The following is a 21,154-nucleotide window of genomic DNA, read 5'->3' on the forward strand; positions in this document are numbered from 1 at the left end:
GAATTTCGTACCCCGCATGCACAAATTTTTTCGACGCTGTGAATCGTGTGCACAAGCGGGATAAGTCAAAGTTTGTTTAGGCCTCATCAATCGCCTCTGCTAGCGACGGATCGGGATCGAAATCGGGGATATCATGGCAGAGGCAGCGCGAAAATTCGGCGTGGCGGAGCAGCAACCGCTTTATCGTGAGGCCCCGAACAACATCGAGGCCGAGCAGGCGCTGCTCGGCGCCATCCTCGTCAACAACGATGCCTTCTATCGTGTCTCCGACTTCCTGAAGCCAGGCCATTTCCACGAACCCCTGCATCGCAAGATCTTCGAAATCGCGGCCGAGCTCATCCGCATGGGCAAGGTGGCGACGCCGATCACACTGAAGACCTTCCTGCCGGCCGACGAGAAGGTCGGCGACATGACGGTGGCGCAATATATCGTGCGGCTGGCGGTGGAAGCCGTCACCGTCGTCAACGCCACCGACTATGGTCGCGCCATCTATGATTTGGCGACGCGCCGCGCGCTGATCACCGTCGGCGAGGACATGGTCAACATCGCCTATGACGCGCCGGTCGACATGTCGCCTTCCGAGCAGATCGAGGACGCCGAGCGCCGCCTGTTCGAACTCGCCGAAACCGGACGCTACGATGGCGGTTTCGAGAGCTTCACCGACGCGGTCAAGACCGCGGTCGACATGGCCAACGCCGCCTATATGCGCGACGGCCATCTGTCGGGCCTTGCCACCGGCATGCGCGATCTCGACCGCCGCATGGGCGGCCTGCAGTCGTCCGATCTGATCATCATCGCCGGCCGTCCAGGCATGGGCAAGACATCGCTCGCCACCAACATCGCCTTCAACATTGCCGAGATGTATGAGCCGGCGCAGCAGGCCGATGGCTCGTTCAAGGCGGCCAATGGCGGCGTTGTCGGCTTCTTCTCGCTCGAAATGTCGTCGGAACAGCTCGCCACCCGTATCATTTCCGAACAGACGGAAATTTCGTCGTCCAAGATTCGTCGTGGCGAAATCACCGAAATGGACTTCGAAAAGCTGGTCGCCTGTTCGCAGACCATGCAGAAGATTCCGCTTTTCATCGACCAGACCGGTGGTATTTCCATTGCCCAGCTGTCTGCCCGCGCGCGTCGCCTGAAGCGCCAGCGCGGCCTCGACCTGATCGTCATCGACTATATCCAGCTGATGCAGGGCTCATCCGCCAAGTCTTCGCAGAACCGCGTGCAGGAAATCACCGAGATCACCACCGGCCTGAAGGCGCTCGCCAAGGAGCTGGCCGTGCCGATCATCGCGCTGTCGCAGCTGTCGCGTCAGGTCGAAAGCCGCGAGGACAAACGCCCGCAGCTCTCCGACTTGCGTGAATCCGGTTCGATCGAGCAGGACGCCGACGTCGTCATGTTCGTCTATCGTGAGGAGTATTATCTCAAGAACCGCGAGCCGAAGCTTGGCACCGAAGAATACGTCAAGTGGGAAAACGAGATGAACGAGATGCGCGGCAAGGCCGAGGTCATCGTCGCCAAGCAGCGCCACGGACCGACGGGATCGGTGACGCTGGCCTTCCACGGCGAATTCACCCGCTTCTCCGATCTGGCGGAAGAGCATCATATCGCGGAGAGGTTTGAGTAGCCTCTTGCCAGCGGTCGCAACAGAAATATGGAACCAAGGCGCTCTGCGGCGCCCCCCTCTGCCCTGCCGGACATCTCCCCCACAAGGGGGGAGATTGGCTGTCACCCATGCCGGCGCTCGTTTCTGCAACGCTGAAAATTGGCGAAATCCGACGCGCGAGTCGATCTCCCCCCTCGTGGGGGAGATGTCCGGCAGGACAGAGGGGGGCGCTGTCCCGCCGACCTATCTTTCATTTGTCGCAGGCCACACCTGATGGCTAAATCGCGCGTCCAGTTCATCTGCCAGAACTGCGGATCGGTGCATCAGCGCTGGGCCGGCAAATGCGATGCCTGCGGCGAGTGGAACACGCTGGTCGAGGAAGGCACGTCCGGCGGCATCGGCTCGGGGCCAGCCAACACGCGCAACGCCCGCAAGGGCCGCGCGGTGGTGCTGACCACGCTTTCCGGCGATATCGAGGACGCGCCGCGCATCATCTCGGGCATCGGCGAACTCGACCGCGCCACCGGCGGCGGCTTCGTGCGCGGCTCGGCGTTGCTGGTCGGCGGCGATCCCGGTATCGGCAAGTCGACGCTGCTTACCCAGGCGGCAGCGGCTCTTGCGTCGCGAGGCCACCGCATCGTCTATGTCTCGGGCGAGGAAGCCGTCGCCCAGATCAGGCTGAGGGCGCAGCGGCTCGGCGTCGCCGACACGCCGGTGGAACTGGCAGCCGAGACCAATGTCGAAGACATTCTCGCCACCATCGCCGACGGCAAGCGGCCGGATCTGGTCATTCTCGATTCCATCCAGACACTGTGGACCGATCTCGCCGATTCGGCGCCCGGCACCGTCACCCAGGTGCGCGCCGCCGCCCAGGCGATGATCCGCTATGCGAAATCCACGGGTGCCGCGATCGTGCTGGTCGGCCATGTCACCAAGGAAGGCCAGATCGCCGGTCCACGCGTCGTCGAGCACATGGTCGATGCCGTGCTCTACTTCGAAGGCGAAGGCGGCCATCACTACCGCATCCTGCGCACGGTGAAGAACCGTTTTGGGCCGACAGACGAGATCGGCGTCTTCGAAATGTCGGACAAGGGCTTGCGCGAGGTCGCCAATCCCTCCGAGCTGTTCCTCGGCGAGCGGCATGCGAAATCGCCCGGTGCGGCCGTTTTCGCCGGCATGGAAGGCACGAGGCCGGTTCTGGTCGAGATCCAGGCGCTGGTCGCGCCGTCCTCACTCGGCACGCCGCGCCGGGCGGTGGTCGGCTGGGACGGCGCCCGGCTGTCGATGATCCTGGCGGTTCTCGAAGCCCATTGCGGCGTGCGCTTCGGCAGCCACGATGTCTATCTCAACGTTGCCGGCGGCTATCGAATCTCGGAACCCGCCGCCGATCTGGCGGTAGCGGCCGCACTGGTTTCCTCGCTCACCGGTCTTGCCCTTCCCGCCGATTGCGTCTATTTCGGCGAAATCAGCCTTTCGGGCGCTGTGAGGCCGGTTGCGCATGCGCAGCAGCGCCTCAAGGAAGCCGAAAAGCTGGGTTTTGGTAGCGCGGTTCTGCCCTTGGGCAGCGAGGAACTTGCTGGAGGGATCGGGGCCGGCGCTTTCCAGCCCACCGAGCTTGCCGACCTCGTGGCGCGCATAGCCGGCTCACGGCGAAGCCGCGCCGACGACGAAGAGTGACGCGGCTCGCCGAGCCGTGAAAAACAGATCGGAGTGGGGCGAAAAACATGCCGATTACGCTGCTTGACGGAATCCTGGTCGGCTTCACCCTGGTCTCGGCGATGCTCGCCATGGTTCGCGGCTTCTCGCGCGAGGTGCTGTCGGTCGTCTCATGGGCGGCGGCGGCGGCGGCGGCTTTCTTCTTCTACAAGCCGGTTCTGCCTTACCTGAAGCCCTATATCGACAATGAGAAGATCGCCATGGCGGCCTCCGCCGGCGTCGTCTTCGTCATCGCGCTGATCGTCGTTTCGGTCATCACCATGAAGCTCGCCGACTGGATCATCGATTCGCGGATCGGCGCGCTCGACCGCACGCTCGGCTTCCTCTACGGCGCCGCGCGCGGCATCCTGGTCGTCGCTGTCGCGCTGCTGTTCTTCAACTGGCTGGCCGGCGCCAAGGCTCCCGCCTGGGTCACGGATGCCAAGTCGCGGCCCTTGCTGGAATCGATCGGTGCCAAGATCGAGAACCTGCTGCCTCCCGACACAGAAAACGCAATCCTCAAGAAGCTCAGCCCGAAAGCAGGCGCCGAGGCCCCGGCTGCCGCCGATGCGCCAGCGGCGGATGCGCCGGCGACAGGTGATGATGCCAACGCACCGGCTCCCGACGAGAACGACGCCGGCCCGGCGGACAACACGGCCAAGCCGGCGCCGGCAGCGCCGGCGGCACCTGCAAACTGACGCCCGAAACGGGCGCCGGTAAAGACGATGGTGTGAAGGACTGCACGGTGTGCGTTGCTTTCGACGCGTGAGCGCCTTATATGGCGATTTTAGCGGAGCTTAAGATGGCAGACGCAGACGACGTGCTTTCCGCCGAGGCCGACGACCATTTCCATGACGAATGCGGTGTGTTCGGCATTTTCGGCCGACAGGACGCAGCGGCTATCGTCACACTCGGCTTGCACGCCCTGCAACATCGCGGCCAGGAAGCGGCCGGCATCGTTTCCTACGACGGCAGCCAGTTCCATGTCGAACGTCATGTCGGCCTGATCGGCGACACCTTCACCAAGCAGCGCGTCATCGACAGCCTGCAAGGCAACCGTGCCATCGGCCATACGCGCTACGCCACGACCGGCGGCGCCGGCATGCGCAACATCCAGCCTTTCTTCGCCGAACTCGCCGATGGCGGCTTTGCTGTCGCCCACAACGGCAATCTGACCAACGCCATGACGGTGCAGCGTGCGCTGCAGAAGCAGGGCGCGATCTTCTCCTCCACCTCCGACACCGAGACGCTCCTGCACCTTGTCGCGACCAGCAAGGAACGCGACCTCAATTCGCGCTTCATCGACGCGGTGCGGCAGGTCGAGGGCGCCTTCTCGCTGGTGGCGATGACGGCCAAGAAGATGATCGGCTGCCGCGATCCGCTCGGCATCCGGCCGCTGGTGCTGGGCGATCTCGACGGCGCCTGGATCCTTGCCTCCGAGACCTGCGCGCTCGACATTATCGGTGCGCGTTTCGTGCGCGACCTGAAGCCCGGCGAGATGGTCGTCGTCACTTCCAAGGGCATTGAGAGCCTGTTCCCGTTCGAGCCGCAGAAGACCCGCTTCTGCATCTTCGAATATGTCTATTTCGCGCGGCCGGATTCGTCGGTCGAAGGACGCAACGTCTACGAAGTGCGCAAACGCATCGGCGCCGAGCTGGCGCAGGAAAACCCGGTCGAGGCCGACATCGTCGTGCCGGTGCCGGATTCGGGCACGCCGGCGGCGATCGGTTTTTCGCAAGCCGCAGGCATTCCCTTCGAGCTCGGTATCATCCGCAACCATTATGTCGGCCGCACCTTCATCCAGCCCGGCGATTCGATCCGCCATATGGGCGTCAAGCTGAAGCACAACGCCAACCGCCGCATGATCGAGGGCAAGCGCGTGGTTCTGGTCGACGATTCGATCGTGCGCGGCACCACCAGCCAGAAAATCGTGCAGATGGTGCGCGATGCCGGCGCCAAGGAAGTGCACATGCGCATCGCTTCGCCGCCGACCAGCGCGTCGTGCTTCTACGGCGTCGACACGCCGGAGAAGTCGAAGCTGCTGGCATCGCGCATGTCGGTGGAAGAGATGGCCGAGTTCATCCGTGTCGATTCGCTCGGCTTCCTGTCGATCGACGGGCTTTACCGCGCCGTCGGCGAGGCGGGCCGCGACAACGACCAGCCGCAGTTCTGCGACGCCTGCTTCACCGGCCAGTATCCGACCCGCCTGCTCGACTTCGAAGGCCACGACAATGTGCGCACGCTGTCGCTGCTGGCGAACAACGGGGCGTAGGCCAGACTCTTTGTTTGACGCAATTCCGGACGGAAAACCGCTTCACACTTTTCCTGGAATTGCTCTAGACCACCTTACGGAAATTCTCGCATGACCCTCGACCTTACCGGCCGCGTCGCGGTCGTCACCGGCGCCTCGCGCGGCATCGGCTATTTCATCGCCAGGGAATTGGCCGCTGCCGGGGCGCATGTCATCGCGGTTGCGCGCACCGTCGGCGGGCTGGAAGAACTCGACGACCAGATCAAGGCGGCCGGCGGCCAGGCGACGCTGGTGCCGCTCGATCTCGTCGACATGGCCGGCATCGACCGGCTGGGCGGCGCCATTCATGAGCGCTGGGGCAAGCTCGACATTCTTGTCGCCAATGCCGGCGTGCTCGGCGTCATCTCGCCGATCGGCCATGTCGAGGCCAAGACGTTCGAGAAGGTGATGACCATCAACGTCACTTCGACCTGGCGGCTGATCCGCTCGGTGGACCCGCTGCTCAGGCTTTCCGATGCCGGCCGGGCCATCATCCTGTCGTCAAACGCAGCACACTCAGCGCGTGCCTTCTGGGCGCCTTACGCGGCATCGAAGGCTGCGGTCGAGACCATGATGCGCTCCTGGGCGCATGAGACGCAAAGCCTGCCACTGCGCGTCAATGCTGCTGACCCCGGCGCCACCCGAACCGCGATGCGGGCCCAGGCCGTGCCCGGCGAGGATCCGGAGACGCTGCCGCACCCCTCGGAGATCGCCAAGCGCATCGTGCCGCTGGCCAGCCCCGAGTTGAAGGAGACCGGGCTGATCTTCCAGGCCAAGCACAACCGCTTCGTCACCTACAGGCAGCCGGAATAAACTTACACCTCGGTTTTGACGGCTCCCAGGACCGTTGCCCGCCTTTGGGTGGGTTATGTCAGGGATTAAAAGGGCCTTCGGCTACGTTCTTCGAATGGAGGCCATTCGAAACCGGAGGACCGACATGCGCAGACTTCTTCTCGTTGGCGCCACCACCTTTGTGGCCGCTCTCGGCGCGACAGCCGGTGTTGCCGTTTCGCAAGATGCCAAGATGAATTTCTTCGTCACCAGTGCCGGCTCCGGCAAGGGTGCCGATCTCGGCGGCCTGAAGGGCGCCGACGCGCATTGCGCTTCGCTGGCCGAAGCCGCCGGCGTCAAGAGCTGGCATGCCTATCTCTCGACCAGCGCCGAGGATGCGCGTGACCGCATCGGCAAGGGTCCCTGGTTCAACGCCAAGGGCGAAAAGATCGCCGACGATGTCGCCTCGTTGCACGGCGACGCCAACGGCATCACCAAGCAGACGGCGCTGAACGAAAAGAGCGAAGTGGTCAATGGGCGCGGCGACACGCCAAACCGGCATGACATGCTGACCGGGTCGAAACCCGGCGGCACCAGGATCGCCGACCAGACCTGCGGCGACTGGACGATGAGCGGCGCCGAAGGGGCGGCGATGATGGGGCATCACGACCGCACCGGCCTTGACGATTCGGCGGCGGCAAAGTCGTGGAATTCCTCGCACGCGTCGCGCGGCGGCTGCGGCCAGGAGGCGCTGAAGGGCACCGGTGGCGACGGGCTGTTTTATTGTTTTGCAACCGACTGAGCCGCGTCGGCTGTAAAACCCTGGCTGCAAGATCCGCCGGACGATCACGCGGCTGTGATCAGAGGGGGAAAGGCTGCGCTTCTGTCATGCTTTCGTCGTTTCCATAGAGTTGGTAGGATCGTATAGACTCCCACAACAACGAGCGCCCGAGCTGGGCAGAACAAGGACATCCCCATGGCTACCACGGCAGCGTTGGTCTGGTATCTGGTAATCGCCGGCCCGCAGGGCGGCATGGTGGTGCTGCCCAGCACCTTCGACAAGCGCGAACAGTGCACCGCCGCCATCACCGAATATCAGAAGCAGCCGACACCCACCGGCTGGTCCATACAGTGCGTGCCAAGCGCCTCGCCCTTCACCGACGAAGGCGATGCCGAGACGCCGGCAGCGCAGTAAGCATCAGATGCAACAAGGCCCGCAGCCGTTGGCTGCGGGCCTTGTGATTTTCAGCGCCCGGCGCTCACCGTCAATTCCGGCTTCTGGTTGATGGTCTGGAACACCACGCAATAGCGCTCGGTCAGCTTCAGCAGCGAGTCGATACGCTCCTGCGGTTCATCGGTGTCGAGAGCGAAATTGAGCCGGATGGCGCGAAAACCGACCGGCGCATCCTTGGCGACACCGAGCGTGCCGCGAAAATCGAGGTCGCCTTCGGCCTCCACCGTGGCAGCGCCGAGCTTGAACTCGAGTGCCGTCGCCACCGCCTTCAGCGTCACGCCGGCGCACGCCACCAGTGCTTCCAGCAGCATGTCGCCGGAGCAGAGTTCGAGCCCTGAGCCGCCTGTCGCCGGATGCAGACCGGCGATGGCGATCGCCCTGCCCGTCTCCACCTTGCAGGCCACCGACTGATCGTCGATCGAGCCCTTGGCTCGAAGCGTGATCAACGCCTGCGCGGCATCGTCGCGGTAAGCCTGCTTCAGCGGCGCCTGCATCGCTTTCAGTTCCGTGGCGTCCATTTCCGTTGCCTCTTTTGCATTTATGGCCAGCGCGCAGCGTGGCTTTGGCAGATATAAGTGCCGATCGTGTCCTGGAAGCAAGCTCGCAATCCCTGCCCCAATGCAAGCCCAGGGCTGGCGTAGCGCTGGACCAACTTTCGACCGTATAGCTTTGGTGAGCGCCTGACCTTCCAAGCCCCTTGCGCCGCCTCGCAGCATCCCTGCCGCTTTCTGTAACTTTGGTCCGCGCCTATGGCCGATGTCGCCATTCTCGAAACACGCGAAAGGGTTCTCGCCGGAATCCTGCTGACCGGCGCCGCCTATTTGCTGTTTTCAACGCAGGACGCCTCGATCAAGCTGCTGGTCACCGGCATGACCGTCTGGCAGATCATGTTCTTCCGCAGCATCACCATTCTGAGCGCCTGCGCGGCGATCGGCGGGCGAAAACTGTTTGCCGACGCGGTGCGCTCGCCGATCGTGTGGCCGATGCTGGTGCGCAGCGCCTTCACGCTTGCTGCCTGGCTCTGCTACTATAATGCCGCCCGCAGCCTGCAGCTCGCCGAACTGACCACCGTCTATTACGCGGCCCCGATCATCGTCACCGTGCTTTCGGTGTTCCTGCTCGGTGAAAAGGTGCCGATGCTGCGCTGGCTGGCGGTGCTGATCGGCTTTGTCGGTGTCTTCGTCGCTTGTGATCCCACCCATCTCGGCCTGTCCGTGCCGGTGCTGCTGGTGCTGGCGGCCGCGCTTTTGTGGGCCATCGCCATCGTGCTCCTGCGCAAGACAGCACTTGCCGAACGCTCGATGATCCAGCTCCTCCTCAACAATTTCTATTTCCTGATGTTCTCGGCTGTGCCGGCGCTGTTGTGGTGGCACACGCCTGACCTGACCCAGTTGCTGCTTCTTGCCAGCGTCGGCGCGCTCGGGGGGCTAGCGCAATATCTTCTCTTCGAAGGCATGAAGCGGACGCCGGCATCGATCCTCGCCCCTCTCGAATACAGCTCGCTGCTGTGGGCGTTCGCGCTCGGCTTTGCGATCTGGGGCGACGTGCCGCGCCGCGAAGTGTTTCTCGGTGCTGCCCTGATCATCGCCGCCGGGCTGCTGATCGTGGGCGGCGAGCATTTCCGGAAGCGGCTGTGATGTGCATGACTGCTGACGCTACGATGTCAGGACGGAGTGGCGTAGGCTCGCGACATGACTGATGTGACAGCCACCACCGACACTGTCGCCGAACGCACGCTTGGCATCATACTAGTATCGTCATCGGCGGCGGTGTTCGGCCTAACCGGTGTGCTGACCAAGTCGATCCACGCCGATCCGCTGACGATCACCTGCTGGCGCGGCTTTGTCGGCTCGATCCTGATCAGCCTTTATGTGCTGTGGCGCCGCCGCCGCTCGGGCAACCGCGACACGCTGCGCCTTGGCTGGCGCGGCTGGCTGCTGGCGGTTGAGGGTGCGCTGGCCAGCATCGCCTTCATTTCAGCGTTCAAATTCACCTACGTCGCCAATGTCGCGGTCATTTACGCCACGTCGCCCTTCATCGCCGCGGTGCTGGCCTGGATGCTGGTGCGCGAGCCCTTCCGCCTGCAGACCATGGTCGCGGCCGCCGTATCGCTGTGCGGCGTGGCCATCATGGTCTGGTCCGGCTTCGGTACCGGCAATCTGTTCGGCGACGGGCTGGCGCTGCTGATGACGGCCGGCAGCGCGCTCTACATGATCATGGTGCGCGCCTTCCGCGACACGCCATCGGTTTGGGCCGGTGCGGTGTCGGCCTTTCTTTTGTTTGTCCTTGGCTGGTTCGTCACCGATCCGCTGGCGGTTTCGCCAAGGGACGCCGTTCTGCTTGCCACTTTCGGCGCGTCCTTCGCGCTGGCTTCGATCCTGTGGACGGAGGGCGCGCGGCTTCTGCCTGCACCCGAATCCGGCCTGCTCGGCTCAGCCGAGGTACCGTTCGCGATCCTGTTTGCCTTCTTGTTCCTGGCCGAGATACCGCCATTGGCCAGCATGATCGGCGGCGCCATTGTGCTCTGCGCGGTGTTCGCCCATGCCGGCCGCGACTGGCTGGTGGCCCGCTCACAGCAAGCAGCGTCAAATATTTCTTAAAAAAGTGACACAGTCATGGAACCATCATCGGGGTCAGGCATTATTGGTGCGACGGGCCACCCCCCAAGTCCCCCCAAACCCCTCGGCCCGTCCTACTCCCAAGCCGACCGCGAGGTCGGCTTTTTCTTTTGCTAAATGGGCCCGACCGCAAGGTCGGCTTTTTCTTTGCTCTGAACTGGGCGAAGGGAGACCGAGGCCCCGTGGCTTCAACCGAAATGCCCAGATGAAGCCAGGTTGCCGCTGAGCAGCGCCGCCAGATCGCCCGCGGAAGCATCGGCACCGGCGCGCAGCCGAATCGCGAACTCAGCCGTGGGAACCGGTGGCAGGCCAAGCTCGCGCGGCGCCTCGACAATTCCGGAATGGGCAAAACGCGGCGTTCGCAAGGTCAGCGCAACGCCGGCGTTTACGGCAGTGCGCAGGCCGGCCAGGCTGGCACTGCCGGCGGCGATGCGATAGCGGCGGCCGGCGGCATCGAGCGCTGCGAGCGCGGCCTCGCGAAACCCGCAATAGGGATCGAGCAGCGCCAGCGGCAGTTCTTCCTGGCGCGAGGCCAGTCCCTTCTGTGAACACAGCCAGATCATCGGCTCGCGCAGGACGCCGACTTCGTCCGGCGCCGCGGTCTGGCGCATGACGATCGCCAGATCGAGGCTGCCGGCCTGCAGGGCCTGTGCCAGCTCAGTGGAGCGGCCGACCCGCAATTCGATCCTGACGCGCGGATGGCTGGTGGCAAAGGCACGCAGCAGGTCCGGCAGGCCGCTGTCGGCGAAATCCTGTGTCGTGCCGATGGCGACACGCCCGGCGGCCCGCGCGCCCTTCAGCGCCAGCCACGCCTCGCGGTGCACGGCAAGGATGCGCCTGGCATGGCCGACGAGGTCCTCGCCAGCCGGCGTCAGGCCACGACCCCGGCCTTGCGGCGCCAGCAGCGGCTCGCCGACGATCTCCTCCAGCCGCTGCATCTGGGCAGTCACCGCCGAAGGCGAACGGCCGACGCTGGAAGCCGCTTGCGCCAACGAGCCGCTGTCGACGAAAGCGAGGAAGGTTTTGAGTAGATCGGGGTCGAGCGTTGCCATAATTCGATAATATCGAATCTTCACTTGAAAACAATTCGATTTTTTTAACTCCCGGATGATGACATTGTCTCTCCAACGGCCATCAGACGCCGCTAGAAACCCAGGAGAAGAAAATGCCCATCATCAACATCAGCGTCACCGGCAAGCCGGACGCCGCTTTGTCCGCCAGGATTGCCAGGGAAATCACCGAGATCACCGCCACCCAGTTGCGCAAGGATCCGACGATCACCGCCGTTGCCGTCACCTATGTCGACCCGCAGCATTGGTTCGCCGGCGGCAAGTCGCTGGCCGAGCATGGTACCAACACGTTCTGGCTGGATATCAAGGTGGTCGACGGCACCAACACCAAGCTCGAGCTGGAAGCCTATCTCAAGGCTCTCTTCGATGCCTTCGGCCGCCTGCTCGGCGGCGTACACGAGGAAAGCTATGCCTTCGTGCATGAGGTGCCGGCGGCCGCCTATGGCTATGGCGGCAAGACGCAGGAGTTCCGTTTCATCAGCGGACGATTGAAGGCGGCATAAGGGCTTTTCGCTCCTACCCCACTCCGACCGAACGGCTACGTGGCAGGAGGGTGAAGCCTTGTATCAAGCGCGAAATCCTCCTGGAGGTGTAGCCTGTGAAGGCCGGCCACCTGGCCAGGGTCGAACACCAGGTTCCAGCTGTGCTGGGATACCGTGCTGGGGATTAGGAACAAGGGATGCTTTGCCAGCAGACTGTCACCAAATTGCTGCTGTCCTGCGCTGGGAATGCCAGGGCGCAGCCAGTTTGCGTTTGGAATATCGTCAATTTCCACCACATGAATCTTCGACGGATCAGTGATGGCAAATGCCGTCAGCACATGAGGAACAGTATCCAGCGTGCGAAACCCCTTGTGGACAGCCACCTCAAGGATGGAGGTCGATGGGTCGATGGACGCATACACAGCCCTGACACCTTTGCTGTTCCATCTTCCACCGAGTTTGAAGGCTCCCTCACCGCTGTCCCAAGTTGCCTTGAAGCGTTTGTGGTCAAGTCTCCAGCCGAGGACATCTCCTGTTCCCAGGGAACCTGGCAGGGGTGTCATGCATAGACACCGTAGTCGAGCCGCTCAAGAAATTCCTGTACAAGTATAGTACCCGCCGCTGTGGCGAGCAGATCGATCGGTCGCCGGTTGTCCAAACCCATCGCGGGCTGGATCATCCATTTCTCAGCCTCTTCCTGGTTTCCAAGAACGGACGTGGCCTTCGTGAGAACCCTGGCGAAATTCCAGGTTCTAGAGCCTTGCTCCCTACTAAGGGTCCTGGAGTGATCCGACTTATGCCGCTGAAATGTCCGCTCGCTCATGCCAAATGCCGTCTCGAAAGCATCGGCAAGATCAATGACGGTCAGGTGTCCCACAAGGCTTTCCAGGGCTTGGCTTGGAATTCCGTGCAGGATCATTTCATGTGCCTCAAGCTGACTGGATACGGAAAATCCAAGAACTTTCGGCCCGCCAAATAGGTCGACCAGTCGTTCGAATTCCGGCTCCATGCGTGGTGCCTCGGCAAACGCCATTGGGAAATTAGCCATGCTCGTCTCTCCGTCACGTGTCGCTTTATTTACGACATGTGTCGCCGCCTTTCAAGTGATGACGCCTGATCTCTTGGCCCATCATGTCCCAGCGTAAAATCGAAGCTCCGCGTCGGTCACCCCCACATTGACCTTCCTCCGACTTCCGCTACCCTCTGCCTCCGAAGCGGCCGCAGAGCCGTGATGACAAAAACGTTGGGAGAGACGCGGCATGATCCTGACACTGGCGCTGCTTGCAGGTCTTGTTGTGGCCTGGCTGCTGATCGGCATGGTGGAGAAATTCCGCCTCGGCCTGCGTTTCACCCAGGCGCTGCTCTATGTTCCGTTCAAGCTCGCCTACCGGATCAGCGACAACCGCATCGGTATCGCCCGCAAGGCGCAGGCTCCTGTCATCTACGTCATCTCGCACCAGTCGCGCTTCGAACCGGCGCTGATGCTGTCGCTGCTGCCGGATGACACGCTTCACATCCTCGACGAGGTCTCGGCGCGCTCGCCCTGGCTTGAACCATGGCGTGAGCTTGGCCGCAGCATCGCCTTCAATGCCGAACATCTCTTCGTCAGCCGCCGGTTGGTGCGCGTGCTGAAGGGCAAGGGCCGGCTCGCCGTCTATCTGCCGGATGCGGTCGAACCCGACATCAAGACGTTCCGCCTGTTTCGCGCCGTCACCCGCATCGCCATGCAGGCCGACGCCCGCATCGTGCCGATCTTCGTTGCTGGCGCGCGCAGCCTGCCTGTGTCGTTGACGCCGGCGGACAAGGCGCCGCGGCACTGGTTTCCGCAGCTGTCGATCAGCGTGCTGGAGCCGATGACCATCGCCGAACTGGTGGCGCGCAATCCGGACCAGGCGTCGAACACCAATGCGCTGTTCGACCGCGTCGCCGAAGCGCGGCTTTTCGGCACCAACCTCGATCGCGGCCTGTTCCTGGCCATGCGCGATGCCGCAAGCAGAGTCGGCGCCTCGCATCCGATCATCGAGGACGTCATCTCGGGTGCGCTGAGCTACCGCAAGATGTTCATCGGTGCGCGTGTGCTGGGCCGGCGCTTCGAGGCAGTGACGGCGCCTGGCGAAGCGGTGGGGATAATGCTGCCCAACGCCAATGGTGTCGTGCTGTCGTTCGTCGGCCTTCTCTCAGCGGGCCGGGTGGCGGCGATGATCAATTATACGGCCGGGCCAGCGAGCGTCACGGCCGCTGTGCGCACGGCCGTCATCCGCACCGTCATCTCTTCACGCGCCTTCGTCGAGAAGGCCGATCTCGCCGATATCGTCGCGGCGGTCGAAAAGGGTGGCGCCAGGCTGCTGTGGCTGGAAGATATTCGCACCAGCGTTACCACGCTGGACAAGCTTGCCGCCGCCTTGCTGTGGCGATTGCCGCTGCAGCGGCAGGATGCGGCCAAGCCGGGTGTGATCCTGTTCACCTCGGGTTCGGAAGGCACGCCGAAAGCGGTGGTTCTGTCGCAAAAGAACCTGCTCGCCAACGCCATGCAGGCCGAGGCGCGCATCACCATCTCGCCGGCCGATATCCTGCTCAACGTGCTGCCGGTGTTCCATTCCTTCGGCCTGACGGGCGGCACCATCCTGCCGCTGGTCACCGGGGTAAAACTGTTCCTCTACCCCTCGCCGCTCCACTACAAGATCATCCCCGAGATCGCGCGCAAGGTGAAGCCGACCATCATGTTCGGCACCGACACCTTCCTCGCCAACTATGCGCGCACCGCCAAGGACGGCGATTTCTCCAGCCTACGCTTCGTCGTTGCCGGCGCCGAGGCGGTGAAGCCGGAAACGCGGCGCACCTATCGCGAGCGTTTCCAGGCTGAGATCATCGAAGGTTTCGGGCTGACCGAGGCCGCACCCGTGGTTGCCGTCAACACCGCCATCCATGGCCGCGACGGCACCGTCGGCCGGCTGCTGCCTGCGATGCGCATGAAGCTGGAACCGGTCGAAGGCATTTCGGACGCCGGCCAATTGTGGCTCGACGGACCCAATCTGATGATGGGCTACATGACTGCGGACCGCCCCGGTGAGTTGCAGCCGCTGACCGGCTGGCACGACACCGGCGACATCGTCGCCGTCGACCGCGAAGGCTTCATCACCATTCGCGGCCGCGCCAAGCGCTTTGCCAAGATTGCCGGCGAGATGGTGTCGCTGGGCGCGGTCGAGATGCTGGTGCAGTCGCTGTGGCCGGAAGAACGCCATGCGGCGGTAGCGGTGCCGGACAAAAGGCGCGGCGAGCGCATCGTTCTGGTCACCACCGCCGACGATGCCAATCCCGAAGAGCTGCGTCAGTTCGGCAAGAAGGCCGGGGCCGCCGAATTGATGGTGCCCAACGACATCGTCAAGGTGGAGGAAATCCCGGTGCTGGGGTCCGGCAAGACCGACTATGTTTCGACCCGGAAGCTGGCGATCGACAGGCTGGGGCTTGGAGTGGCTGCTTAATCTCCCCCCTTGAGGGGGAGATGGCGGCGAAGCGGCCAGAGGGGGTCCTCGCGCGTAAAGCGCCATCGTCCATTTGTGGAATAGGTCGAGCCCCGTCGAACCGACCCCCTCTGTCGCCTTTGGCGACATCTCCCCCCTCAAGGGGCCTCAAGGGGGGAGATGGCGCGCGCTAACCTATGTCCGAAGGCGGCACCTTCTCGCCCTCGAGCTTGGCACGCTTGGAGTAGGCGCGCACGGAAAACGGCAGGAAGATCAGATAGCCCGCGACCGAAGCCGTCAGCGTGTACCAGGGATAGGTCATCAGCAAGAGGACGTAGAGCACCACGGCCAGGATGACCGGCAGCACCCTGTCTCCAGGGATCTTGATGCTCTTGCCGGAATAGACCGGCAGCCGGCTGACCAGAAGGAAGGCGACCAGGATGGTGAAGCCGGTGGCGACGAAGGCGGCCGGGCGGCTGGGCTCCACTCCGAGCCGCAGGAAATAGAGATAGAGCGGCAGCATCACCAGCACCGCGCCCGCCGGCGCCGGCACACCGACGAAATATTCGGACTGCCAAAGGGGGCGCTCGGCCTTCTCGTCGTCGAGCACGTTGAAGCGGGCGAGCCTGAGCCCGCAGGCAATGGCGAACAGAAGCGCCGCGATCCAGCCCGGCGAGCCGGCGCGATCGAGCAGGAAAGCATAAAGCACCAGGGCCGGGGCGACGCCGAAATTGACGATGTCGGCCAGCGAATCCATCTGCGCGCCGAATTTGGACGTCGCCTTCAGCATCCGCGCCAGGCGGCCGTCAATGCCGTCGAGGAAGGCGGCCAGCAGCACCATCACCACCGCCGGCTCGAAGCGGCCTTCGAAGCCGAAGCGGATGCCGGACAGGCCGGCACAGATCGCAAGCACGGTGACCAGATTGGGCAGCACCATGCGCATCGGGATCTCGCGGATGCGCGGACCGCCGCTGGCATGGGCCTCGAACTTTTTGTATTGCGTGCCCACCGCTCAGGAAATCCGTACGAGGGGGGTGCCGGCGATCCCACCGAATTCGGCGAGCACCGTTTCACCGCCGACCGCCGTCTGGCCAACGGCTACACGCGGCGTGGCGGTCAAAGGCAGGAAGACGTCGACGCGCGAGCCGAAACGGATCAGCCCGAAACGCTCGCCGGTGCCGATCGAAGCGCCGGCCTCGGCCCAGCAGACAATGCGGCGGGCCACCAGGCCGGCGATCTGGACGGCGGCGACCGTGCCGTTGGGGCTCTCGATGACCAGTCCGTTGCGCTCGTTTTCGGTGCTGGCCTTGTCGAGTTCGGCATTGAGGAATTTTCCCGGCCGATGTTCGATCTTGGCGATACGGCCGCGCACCGGGGCGCGGTTCACATGGCAGGAAAAGACATTCATGAACACCGAGATGCGGGTCATTTCAACGTTGCCGAGGCCAAGCTCGCGCGGCGGCACGGCCGGACCGACCGCCGAGATGATGCCATCGGCGGGGCTCACCACCAGGCGGTCGTCGACTGGCGTGACGCGCTCGGGATCGCGGAAGAAATAGACGCACCAGGCAGTCAGGATGAGGCCGATCCAGAACAGGATCGAGGAGAAATAGCCGAGGAAAAGCGTTGCCGCGCCAAAGGCCGCAATGAAGGGGTAGCCTTCGCGATGGATCGGTACGAACGCGTTCTTGACCGTATCGACAAGGCTCATCGGGCTGGGGCTGGCTCCGTTTCAAGTGGGGCCTCAATAGCCGAAAGCCCCCTTCGCCGCAACGCAACAATCGGCCGCGCGGGCGAACGGGCAAGGGTCGGCCGTGTCCGGACAGCCGGACGCTCCGCGTTTCGTGAAGTCGGGACCGGCTTGCGTGCCCATGCCATAGCCGTCAGAATTCCGGCCTGGGCGGGTAAAATCTGATGAAAAGCCCGAAATCCGCGGGCCGCGTACTCTATCCCGCGCTGGCGTTGGCCATGGTGGAGGCAGTTTCCGGCCATGCGCTGGCGCAGCCATCCTTCGACTGCGCCAAGGCGGCCAGCGTGGCGGAAAAAGCCATTTGCGCCGATCCTGCCCTGGCGCAAGCCGACGCCGACGTGGCGAAGAACTACGCGGCATTACTGAAGACGCTCGACGCCCGCGCCGGCAAGGCCTTGCGGGACGATCAGAGCGATTTCATTGGGTATCGCGACCAGATCGCCGGCTTCAACGAGAACACGCCCAAGGATCAGCAGACTTTCGATCTCGGCGAATTCCTGCGCGACCGTGCGACCTTCCTCGCCGGCATCCGCAAGCCGGCTGACGCCGGTTTCGTCGGCACATGGAGCAGCGTCCGCGGCGGGGTCGAAATCAAGGCGGCGGGTGCAGGCAAGCTCGAGATTTCGGAAGATGTGGTCGCCAACCCTGTCTCAGGAAATGGTGCGTGCGACATCGGTGGCACGGTCGAGAGCCGCAAGGCCTTACGGCTCGTCGACACCGACGACAATGACAAGCCGACCGGATTTGTCTTCACCTTCCGCCGCAACGGCGACGCGCTTGTTGTCGAGCAGAGCGGCACCGGCAAGGACGGCAATTCGGAGCCACCATCATGCGGCTACAATGGCCATGCCGATGGAACGTTTTTTCTGAGCGAAAAGCGCTAGCCCACTGTCGGCAAACCACCCTCCCGCCCGTCCTTGGTGAGAAAGCGCATCATCGTACCGCAGGGCCGATGATGCGCGCAACGGAGGCTCCCGATGATGTCGACATCATCCAACACCAAAGCTCGTCTCGTCATGGAGGGCCTCGCCTTCGGTGAATCGCCGCGCTGGCATGACGGACGGCTCTGGCTTTGCAATTGGGGCACCGGCGAGATCATCGCCGTCGATGCCGACGGCAATCGCGAAATCATGCTCACCGTGCCAGCCGTCCTGCCTTACTCCATCGACTGGCTGCCGGATGGGCGCCTGCTCGTTGTCTCAGGTCGCGAAGGCTTGCTGTTGCGGCAGGACGCCGATGGCAGGCTCGTCACCCACGCCGATCTGCGCGCCCTGTCGAAAAGCCCGTGGAACGAGATCGTCGTCGATGGGCGCGGCAACATCTATGTCAATGGCGGCGGACCGGCGCCGGCTGCCGGCCAGCAATTCGGCCCGGGCACCATCGTGCTGATCATGTCGGATGGCGCGATCCGACAGGTGGCGGAGGATATCGCCTTTGCCAACGGCATGGCGGTAACTCCGGACAACAAGACGCTGATCATTGCCGAATCCCATGCCAACCGGCTGACCGCTTTCGACATCACCAGTGATGGCACCTGTCCAACCGGCGCGTCTGGGCCGATCTAGACGGCTATCCCGACGGTATCTGCCTCGATGCCGAAGGGGCGGTCTGGTACGCGGACGTTCCCAACAAGCACTGCGTGCGGGTGCGCGAAGGCGGCGAGGTGCTGCAGACCGTCACTGTCGACCGCGGCTGCTTTGCCTGCATGCTGGGCGGCGCGGACAGGAGGACGCTGTTCATCGTCGCCGCCGAGTGGCGCGGCTTCGAGCATATGGTCAGCGATATCAGAACCGGCCAGGTGCTCAGCGTCGAAGCGCCGGCACCTGGCATCGGCTGGCCCTAGGAACGGAACCTACAGCCCCGGGATCCGCTGATAGTTGGCGATGTCGGCTCGCACCCCAAGACGGGCGATCGTCTCTTGCGGATTGAACGCGACGCGTTCTTGCGCGGCCTTGACTATCGGCACAACCTTGTCGACGGCCGCCTGGCTTTCCCATTCGACGATCGTCACCAGGTTGAATTCGCCCGGCCCGGAAAATTGCTCGAGCAGGAAATCCTGCACGAAACCCTGCTGTTGGCGCAGCAATTCATGCGTCGTCCTGACCTTGGTGAGGATCTCCTCGCGAGCGGCGGCCGGGACGACAAACTTGTCCACCCTGAACACGCTGCCACCGTTAACACTCTGATTTATGTCGTTCATTTCAGTTGTTCCGTTCCTGGATGATGGTGTTCTCAGGCTCCAGGAACGGGCGTACAATCTCAACCTAAGTTGAGGTCAAGCGCAAAAATCAATTTACCTCCGACGTCCGCCGGCGAACGATGACGCCGAGTTCGTCGCCCTCGCGAGCGAGGCGCAGGCGCTCTTCGGCCTCGGTCGCCTCGCGCTGGCGGTCCCACATCGAGGCATAGAGGCCGTGCTTTCGCATCAGTTCGATATGAGTGCCGCGTTCGGTGATCTGGCCGTCCTTGAGCACGATGATTTCGTCGGCCGAGATCACCGTCGACAGGCGGTGGGCAATCACAATGGTGGTGCGGCCCTTGCTGACGAGGTCGAGCGCGGCCTGGATTTCCTGCTCGGTGTGGCTGTCCAGTGCCGAGGTCGCTTCGTCGAGCATCAGGATCGGCGGTGCTTTCAGGATGGTGCGGGCGATCGCCACGCGTTGCTTCTCGCCACCCGAAAGTTTTAGGCCACGCTCGCCGACCATCGACTTGTAGCCGTCAGGGAGCTTGTCGATGAACGGCCCGATCTGCGCGAGTTCGGCGGCCTTGCGCACCTCCTCCTCGCTGGCGCCGACGCGGCCATAGCGGATGTTGTAGGCGATGGTGTCGTTGAACAGCACCGTGTCCTGCGGCACCATGCCGAGCACAGCGCGCAGGCTGTCCTGGGTGACATCCCTGACATCCTGGCCATCGATCAGCACCTGGCCGGCCTGCACGTCGTAGAAGCGGAACAAAAGCCGCGAGATGGTCGACTTGCCGGCGCCGGACGGGCCGACAATGGCGACCGTCTTGCCGGCCGGCACCTCGAAGCTGACGCCCTTCAGGATCTTGCGGTTCGGGTCATAGGAGAAATGCACGTCGCGGAACTCGACCTTACCGGCGCCGACGACCAGGGATTTCGCATCCGGCTTGTCGACGATCTCCTGCGGCACGTCGAGCAGGTCGAACATGTGCTCGATATCGGTCAACCCTTGCCGGATTTCGCGGTAGATGAAGCCGATGAAGTTGAGCGGCACGGATAACTGCACCAGCATGGCGTTGATGAAGACAAAATCGCCGACCGTCTGCGTGTGGGCCTGGACCTCCAGCGCCGACATGCACATCACGACAACGGTGCCGAGGCCGAAGATGATGCCCTGGCCAAAATTCAGCCAGCCGAGCGAGGTCCAGGTCTTGGTGGCGGCGATCTCGTAGCGCGCCATCGAACGGTCGAAGCGCTCGGCTTCCATAGCCTCGTTGGTGAAATACTTGACCGTCTCGAAATTGAGCAGCGAGTCGATCGCCTTGGTGTTGGCGTCGGTGTCGCTGTCGTTCATGTCGCGGCGGATCGAGATGCGCCAGTCGCTCGCCTTGACCGTGAACCAGACATAGAGGCAGACGGTGGCCGCCACCACGGCCACGTATTTCCAGCCATAGGTGAAACCGAATATGCCGGCGGTCAGCGCGAATTCGAGGATGGTCGGCGCGGTGTTCAGCATGATGAAGCGTACTATCGTCTCGATGCCCTTGGTGCCGCGCTCGATGATGCGCGACAGACCGCCGGTGCGCCGCTCCAAATGAAAGCGCAGCGACAGCTGGTGCATGTGCACGAAGGTGCGAAAGGCGAGCTGACGCACCGCATGCTGGCCAACGCGGGCAAACAGTGCATCGCGCAACTGGTTGAAGCCGAGTTGGACGAGCCTCAGCACGTTGTAGGCAATAACCAGCATCACCGGGGCGAGCATGAAAGACGGCAGCGGCGGTGGTACCTTGGAGCCGCCCGCCAGCGCATCGGTTGCCCATTTGAAGAAATAGGGGCCGGCGACCAGCGTCAGCTTGGCAACGACCAGCAGCAGCGTCGCCCAGGTGACGCGTGCCCGGAGGTCGGCGCGGTCGGCCGGCCACATATAGGGCCACAAATTGCGCAATGTGGTTAGGGTTGAGGTATCGGCGGAGACGGTTTTTTCGACCACTTTTC

The 21,154-nt window shown here is 63.4% G+C and carries 20 protein-coding genes and 1 pseudogene; 13 read left to right on the plus strand and 8 right to left on the minus strand.

The annotated features are described in order from the left end of the window. Positions 1-133 precede the first annotated feature (133 nt). The 7 genes from AC0V7N_RS28715 to AC0V7N_RS28745 all read left to right on the plus strand — a co-directional run bounded on the left by AC0V7N_RS28715 (position 134) and on the right by AC0V7N_RS28745 (position 7,557). A complete protein-coding gene (locus AC0V7N_RS28715; RefSeq protein WP_027045351.1) occupies positions 134-1,627 on the plus strand; it encodes a replicative DNA helicase in 1,494 nt (497 codons plus the stop codon). Between the two features lie 252 nt (positions 1,628-1,879). Beyond that, positions 1,880-3,283, plus strand: coding sequence for a DNA repair protein RadA (gene radA / locus AC0V7N_RS28720; protein ID WP_475451569.1), 1,404 nt, complete (start codon positions 1,880-1,882; stop codon positions 3,281-3,283). 47 nt (positions 3,284-3,330) lie between these two features. Then, positions 3,331-3,999, plus strand: coding sequence for a CvpA family protein (locus AC0V7N_RS28725; protein ID WP_475451570.1), 669 nt, complete (start codon positions 3,331-3,333; stop codon positions 3,997-3,999). Between the two features lie 104 nt (positions 4,000-4,103). Next, positions 4,104-5,573 (plus strand): amidophosphoribosyltransferase, encoded by a 1,470-nt coding sequence (gene purF, locus AC0V7N_RS28730; RefSeq protein WP_140768436.1) that lies wholly within the window; start codon positions 4,104-4,106, stop codon positions 5,571-5,573. Between the two features lie 90 nt (positions 5,574-5,663). Beyond that, positions 5,664-6,404 carry an SDR family NAD(P)-dependent oxidoreductase gene (locus tag AC0V7N_RS28735; RefSeq protein WP_475451571.1) on the plus strand — a complete coding sequence of 247 codons (741 nt, stop codon included), beginning with the start codon at positions 5,664-5,666 and terminating at the stop codon, positions 6,402-6,404. A gap of 124 nt (positions 6,405-6,528) precedes the next feature. Further along, positions 6,529-7,164, plus strand: a complete 636-nt coding sequence (locus AC0V7N_RS28740) for a hypothetical protein (protein ID WP_475451573.1) — start codon at positions 6,529-6,531, stop codon at positions 7,162-7,164. 174 nt (positions 7,165-7,338) lie between these two features. Next, complete coding sequence (locus AC0V7N_RS28745; protein WP_475451574.1) at positions 7,339-7,557, plus strand: hypothetical protein; 219 nt, start codon at positions 7,339-7,341, stop codon at positions 7,555-7,557. A gap of 50 nt (positions 7,558-7,607) precedes the next feature. On the opposite strand, the gene AC0V7N_RS28750 is transcribed toward AC0V7N_RS28745, so the two are convergent. Beyond that, entirely contained in the window at positions 7,608-8,114 is a 507-nt protein-coding gene (locus AC0V7N_RS28750) for an OsmC family protein (RefSeq protein ID WP_475451575.1), read from the minus strand. Positions 8,115-8,345: 231 nt separating this feature from the next. On the opposite strand from AC0V7N_RS28750, the gene AC0V7N_RS28755 reads away from it, so the two are divergent. Continuing rightward, complete coding sequence (locus AC0V7N_RS28755; RefSeq protein WP_475451576.1) at positions 8,346-9,233, plus strand: DMT family transporter; 888 nt, start codon at positions 8,346-8,348, stop codon at positions 9,231-9,233. Between the two features lie 54 nt (positions 9,234-9,287). Further along, the gene (locus AC0V7N_RS28760) at positions 9,288-10,196 is read left to right on the plus strand and encodes a DMT family transporter (RefSeq protein ID WP_475451577.1); all 909 of its coding nucleotides are present in this window, start codon (positions 9,288-9,290) and stop codon (positions 10,194-10,196) included. Between the two features lie 206 nt (positions 10,197-10,402). Here the strand turns inward: AC0V7N_RS28760 and AC0V7N_RS28765 are convergent, their stop codons facing one another. Further along, entirely contained in the window at positions 10,403-11,266 is an 864-nt protein-coding gene (locus AC0V7N_RS28765) for a LysR substrate-binding domain-containing protein (RefSeq protein ID WP_475451578.1), read from the minus strand. Positions 11,267-11,379: 113 nt separating this feature from the next. Here AC0V7N_RS28765 and AC0V7N_RS28770 point away from each other — a divergent pair, with 113 nt between their 5' ends. After that, entirely contained in the window at positions 11,380-11,787 is a 408-nt protein-coding gene (locus AC0V7N_RS28770; RefSeq protein ID WP_475451579.1) for a tautomerase family protein, read from the plus strand. A 35-nt stretch (positions 11,788-11,822) separates the two neighbouring features. Here the strand turns inward: AC0V7N_RS28770 and AC0V7N_RS28775 are convergent, their stop codons facing one another. Both AC0V7N_RS28775 and AC0V7N_RS28780 read right to left on the minus strand, forming a co-directional pair. Further along, positions 11,823-12,329, minus strand: coding sequence for an RES family NAD+ phosphorylase (locus tag AC0V7N_RS28775; protein WP_475451580.1), 507 nt, complete (start codon positions 12,327-12,329; stop codon positions 11,823-11,825). Further along, complete coding sequence (locus AC0V7N_RS28780; protein WP_475451581.1) at positions 12,326-12,814, minus strand: Xre family toxin-antitoxin system antitoxin; 489 nt, start codon at positions 12,812-12,814, stop codon at positions 12,326-12,328. Before AC0V7N_RS28780 ends, AC0V7N_RS28775 begins: the two co-directional genes overlap by 4 nt. A gap of 211 nt (positions 12,815-13,025) precedes the next feature. Here AC0V7N_RS28780 and AC0V7N_RS28785 point away from each other — a divergent pair, with 211 nt between their 5' ends. After that, entirely contained in the window at positions 13,026-15,248 is a 2,223-nt protein-coding gene (locus tag AC0V7N_RS28785; RefSeq protein WP_475451582.1) for an AMP-binding protein, read from the plus strand. Positions 15,249-15,417: 169 nt separating this feature from the next. Here the strand turns inward: AC0V7N_RS28785 and AC0V7N_RS28790 are convergent, their stop codons facing one another. Both AC0V7N_RS28790 and AC0V7N_RS28795 read right to left on the minus strand, forming a co-directional pair. Next, complete coding sequence (locus tag AC0V7N_RS28790) at positions 15,418-16,236, minus strand: CDP-alcohol phosphatidyltransferase family protein (RefSeq protein WP_172230557.1); 819 nt, start codon at positions 16,234-16,236, stop codon at positions 15,418-15,420. Between the two features lie 3 nt (positions 16,237-16,239). After that, a complete protein-coding gene (locus AC0V7N_RS28795; protein WP_475451583.1) occupies positions 16,240-16,938 on the minus strand; it encodes a phosphatidylserine decarboxylase in 699 nt (232 codons plus the stop codon). A 203-nt stretch (positions 16,939-17,141) separates the two neighbouring features. Here AC0V7N_RS28795 and AC0V7N_RS28800 point away from each other — a divergent pair, with 203 nt between their 5' ends. Both AC0V7N_RS28800 and AC0V7N_RS28805 read left to right on the plus strand, forming a co-directional pair. Beyond that, entirely contained in the window at positions 17,142-17,861 is a 720-nt protein-coding gene (locus AC0V7N_RS28800) for a lysozyme inhibitor LprI family protein (RefSeq protein WP_496627436.1), read from the plus strand. A gap of 96 nt (positions 17,862-17,957) precedes the next feature. Next, a pseudogene (locus AC0V7N_RS28805) lies at positions 17,958-18,820 on the plus strand (SMP-30/gluconolactonase/LRE family protein). 9 nt (positions 18,821-18,829) lie between these two features. On the opposite strand, the gene AC0V7N_RS28810 reads toward AC0V7N_RS28805, so the two are convergent. Then, complete coding sequence (locus AC0V7N_RS28810; RefSeq protein ID WP_475451585.1) at positions 18,830-19,177, minus strand: antibiotic biosynthesis monooxygenase; 348 nt, start codon at positions 19,175-19,177, stop codon at positions 18,830-18,832. Between the two features lie 88 nt (positions 19,178-19,265). Next, entirely contained in the window at positions 19,266-21,149 is a 1,884-nt protein-coding gene (locus AC0V7N_RS28815) for an ABCB family ABC transporter ATP-binding protein/permease (RefSeq protein WP_475451586.1), read from the minus strand. Between the last annotated feature and the right edge of the window lie 5 nt (positions 21,150-21,154).

The sequence above is a fragment of the Mesorhizobium kamtschaticum genome, from assembly GCF_056174585.1.

Bases quoted from the DNA above. Each gene is read 5' to 3' on its own strand.
- AC0V7N_RS28770 (WP_475451579.1), top strand. From the start codon at position 11,380: ATGCCCATCATCAACATCAGCGTCACCGGCAAGCCGGACGCCGCTTTG.
- AC0V7N_RS28740 (WP_475451573.1), top strand. From the start codon at position 6,529: ATGCGCAGACTTCTTCTCGTTGGCGCCACCACCTTTGTGGCCGCTCTC.
- AC0V7N_RS28755 (WP_475451576.1), top strand. From the start codon at position 8,346: ATGGCCGATGTCGCCATTCTCGAAACACGCGAAAGGGTTCTCGCCGGA.
- radA (WP_475451569.1), top strand. From the start codon at position 1,880: ATGGCTAAATCGCGCGTCCAGTTCATCTGCCAGAACTGCGGATCGGTG.
- AC0V7N_RS28785 (WP_475451582.1), top strand. From the start codon at position 13,026: ATGATCCTGACACTGGCGCTGCTTGCAGGTCTTGTTGTGGCCTGGCTG.
- AC0V7N_RS28810 (WP_475451585.1), bottom strand. From the start codon at position 19,177: ATGAACGACATAAATCAGAGTGTTAACGGTGGCAGCGTGTTCAGGGTG.
- purF (WP_140768436.1), top strand. From the start codon at position 4,104: ATGGCAGACGCAGACGACGTGCTTTCCGCCGAGGCCGACGACCATTTC.
- AC0V7N_RS28715 (WP_027045351.1), top strand. From the start codon at position 134: ATGGCAGAGGCAGCGCGAAAATTCGGCGTGGCGGAGCAGCAACCGCTT.
- AC0V7N_RS28775 (WP_475451580.1), bottom strand. From the start codon at position 12,329: ATGACACCCCTGCCAGGTTCCCTGGGAACAGGAGATGTCCTCGGCTGG.
- AC0V7N_RS28760 (WP_475451577.1), top strand. From the start codon at position 9,288: ATGACTGATGTGACAGCCACCACCGACACTGTCGCCGAACGCACGCTT.
- AC0V7N_RS28745 (WP_475451574.1), top strand. From the start codon at position 7,339: ATGGCTACCACGGCAGCGTTGGTCTGGTATCTGGTAATCGCCGGCCCG.
- AC0V7N_RS28780 (WP_475451581.1), bottom strand. From the start codon at position 12,814: ATGGCTAATTTCCCAATGGCGTTTGCCGAGGCACCACGCATGGAGCCG.
- AC0V7N_RS28795 (WP_475451583.1), bottom strand. From the start codon at position 16,938: ATGAGCCTTGTCGATACGGTCAAGAACGCGTTCGTACCGATCCATCGC.
- AC0V7N_RS28725 (WP_475451570.1), top strand. From the start codon at position 3,331: ATGCCGATTACGCTGCTTGACGGAATCCTGGTCGGCTTCACCCTGGTC.
- AC0V7N_RS28750 (WP_475451575.1), bottom strand. From the start codon at position 8,114: ATGGACGCCACGGAACTGAAAGCGATGCAGGCGCCGCTGAAGCAGGCT.
- AC0V7N_RS28800 (WP_496627436.1), top strand. From the start codon at position 17,142: ATGAAAAGCCCGAAATCCGCGGGCCGCGTACTCTATCCCGCGCTGGCG.
- AC0V7N_RS28735 (WP_475451571.1), top strand. From the start codon at position 5,664: ATGACCCTCGACCTTACCGGCCGCGTCGCGGTCGTCACCGGCGCCTCG.
- AC0V7N_RS28765 (WP_475451578.1), bottom strand. From the start codon at position 11,266: ATGGCAACGCTCGACCCCGATCTACTCAAAACCTTCCTCGCTTTCGTC.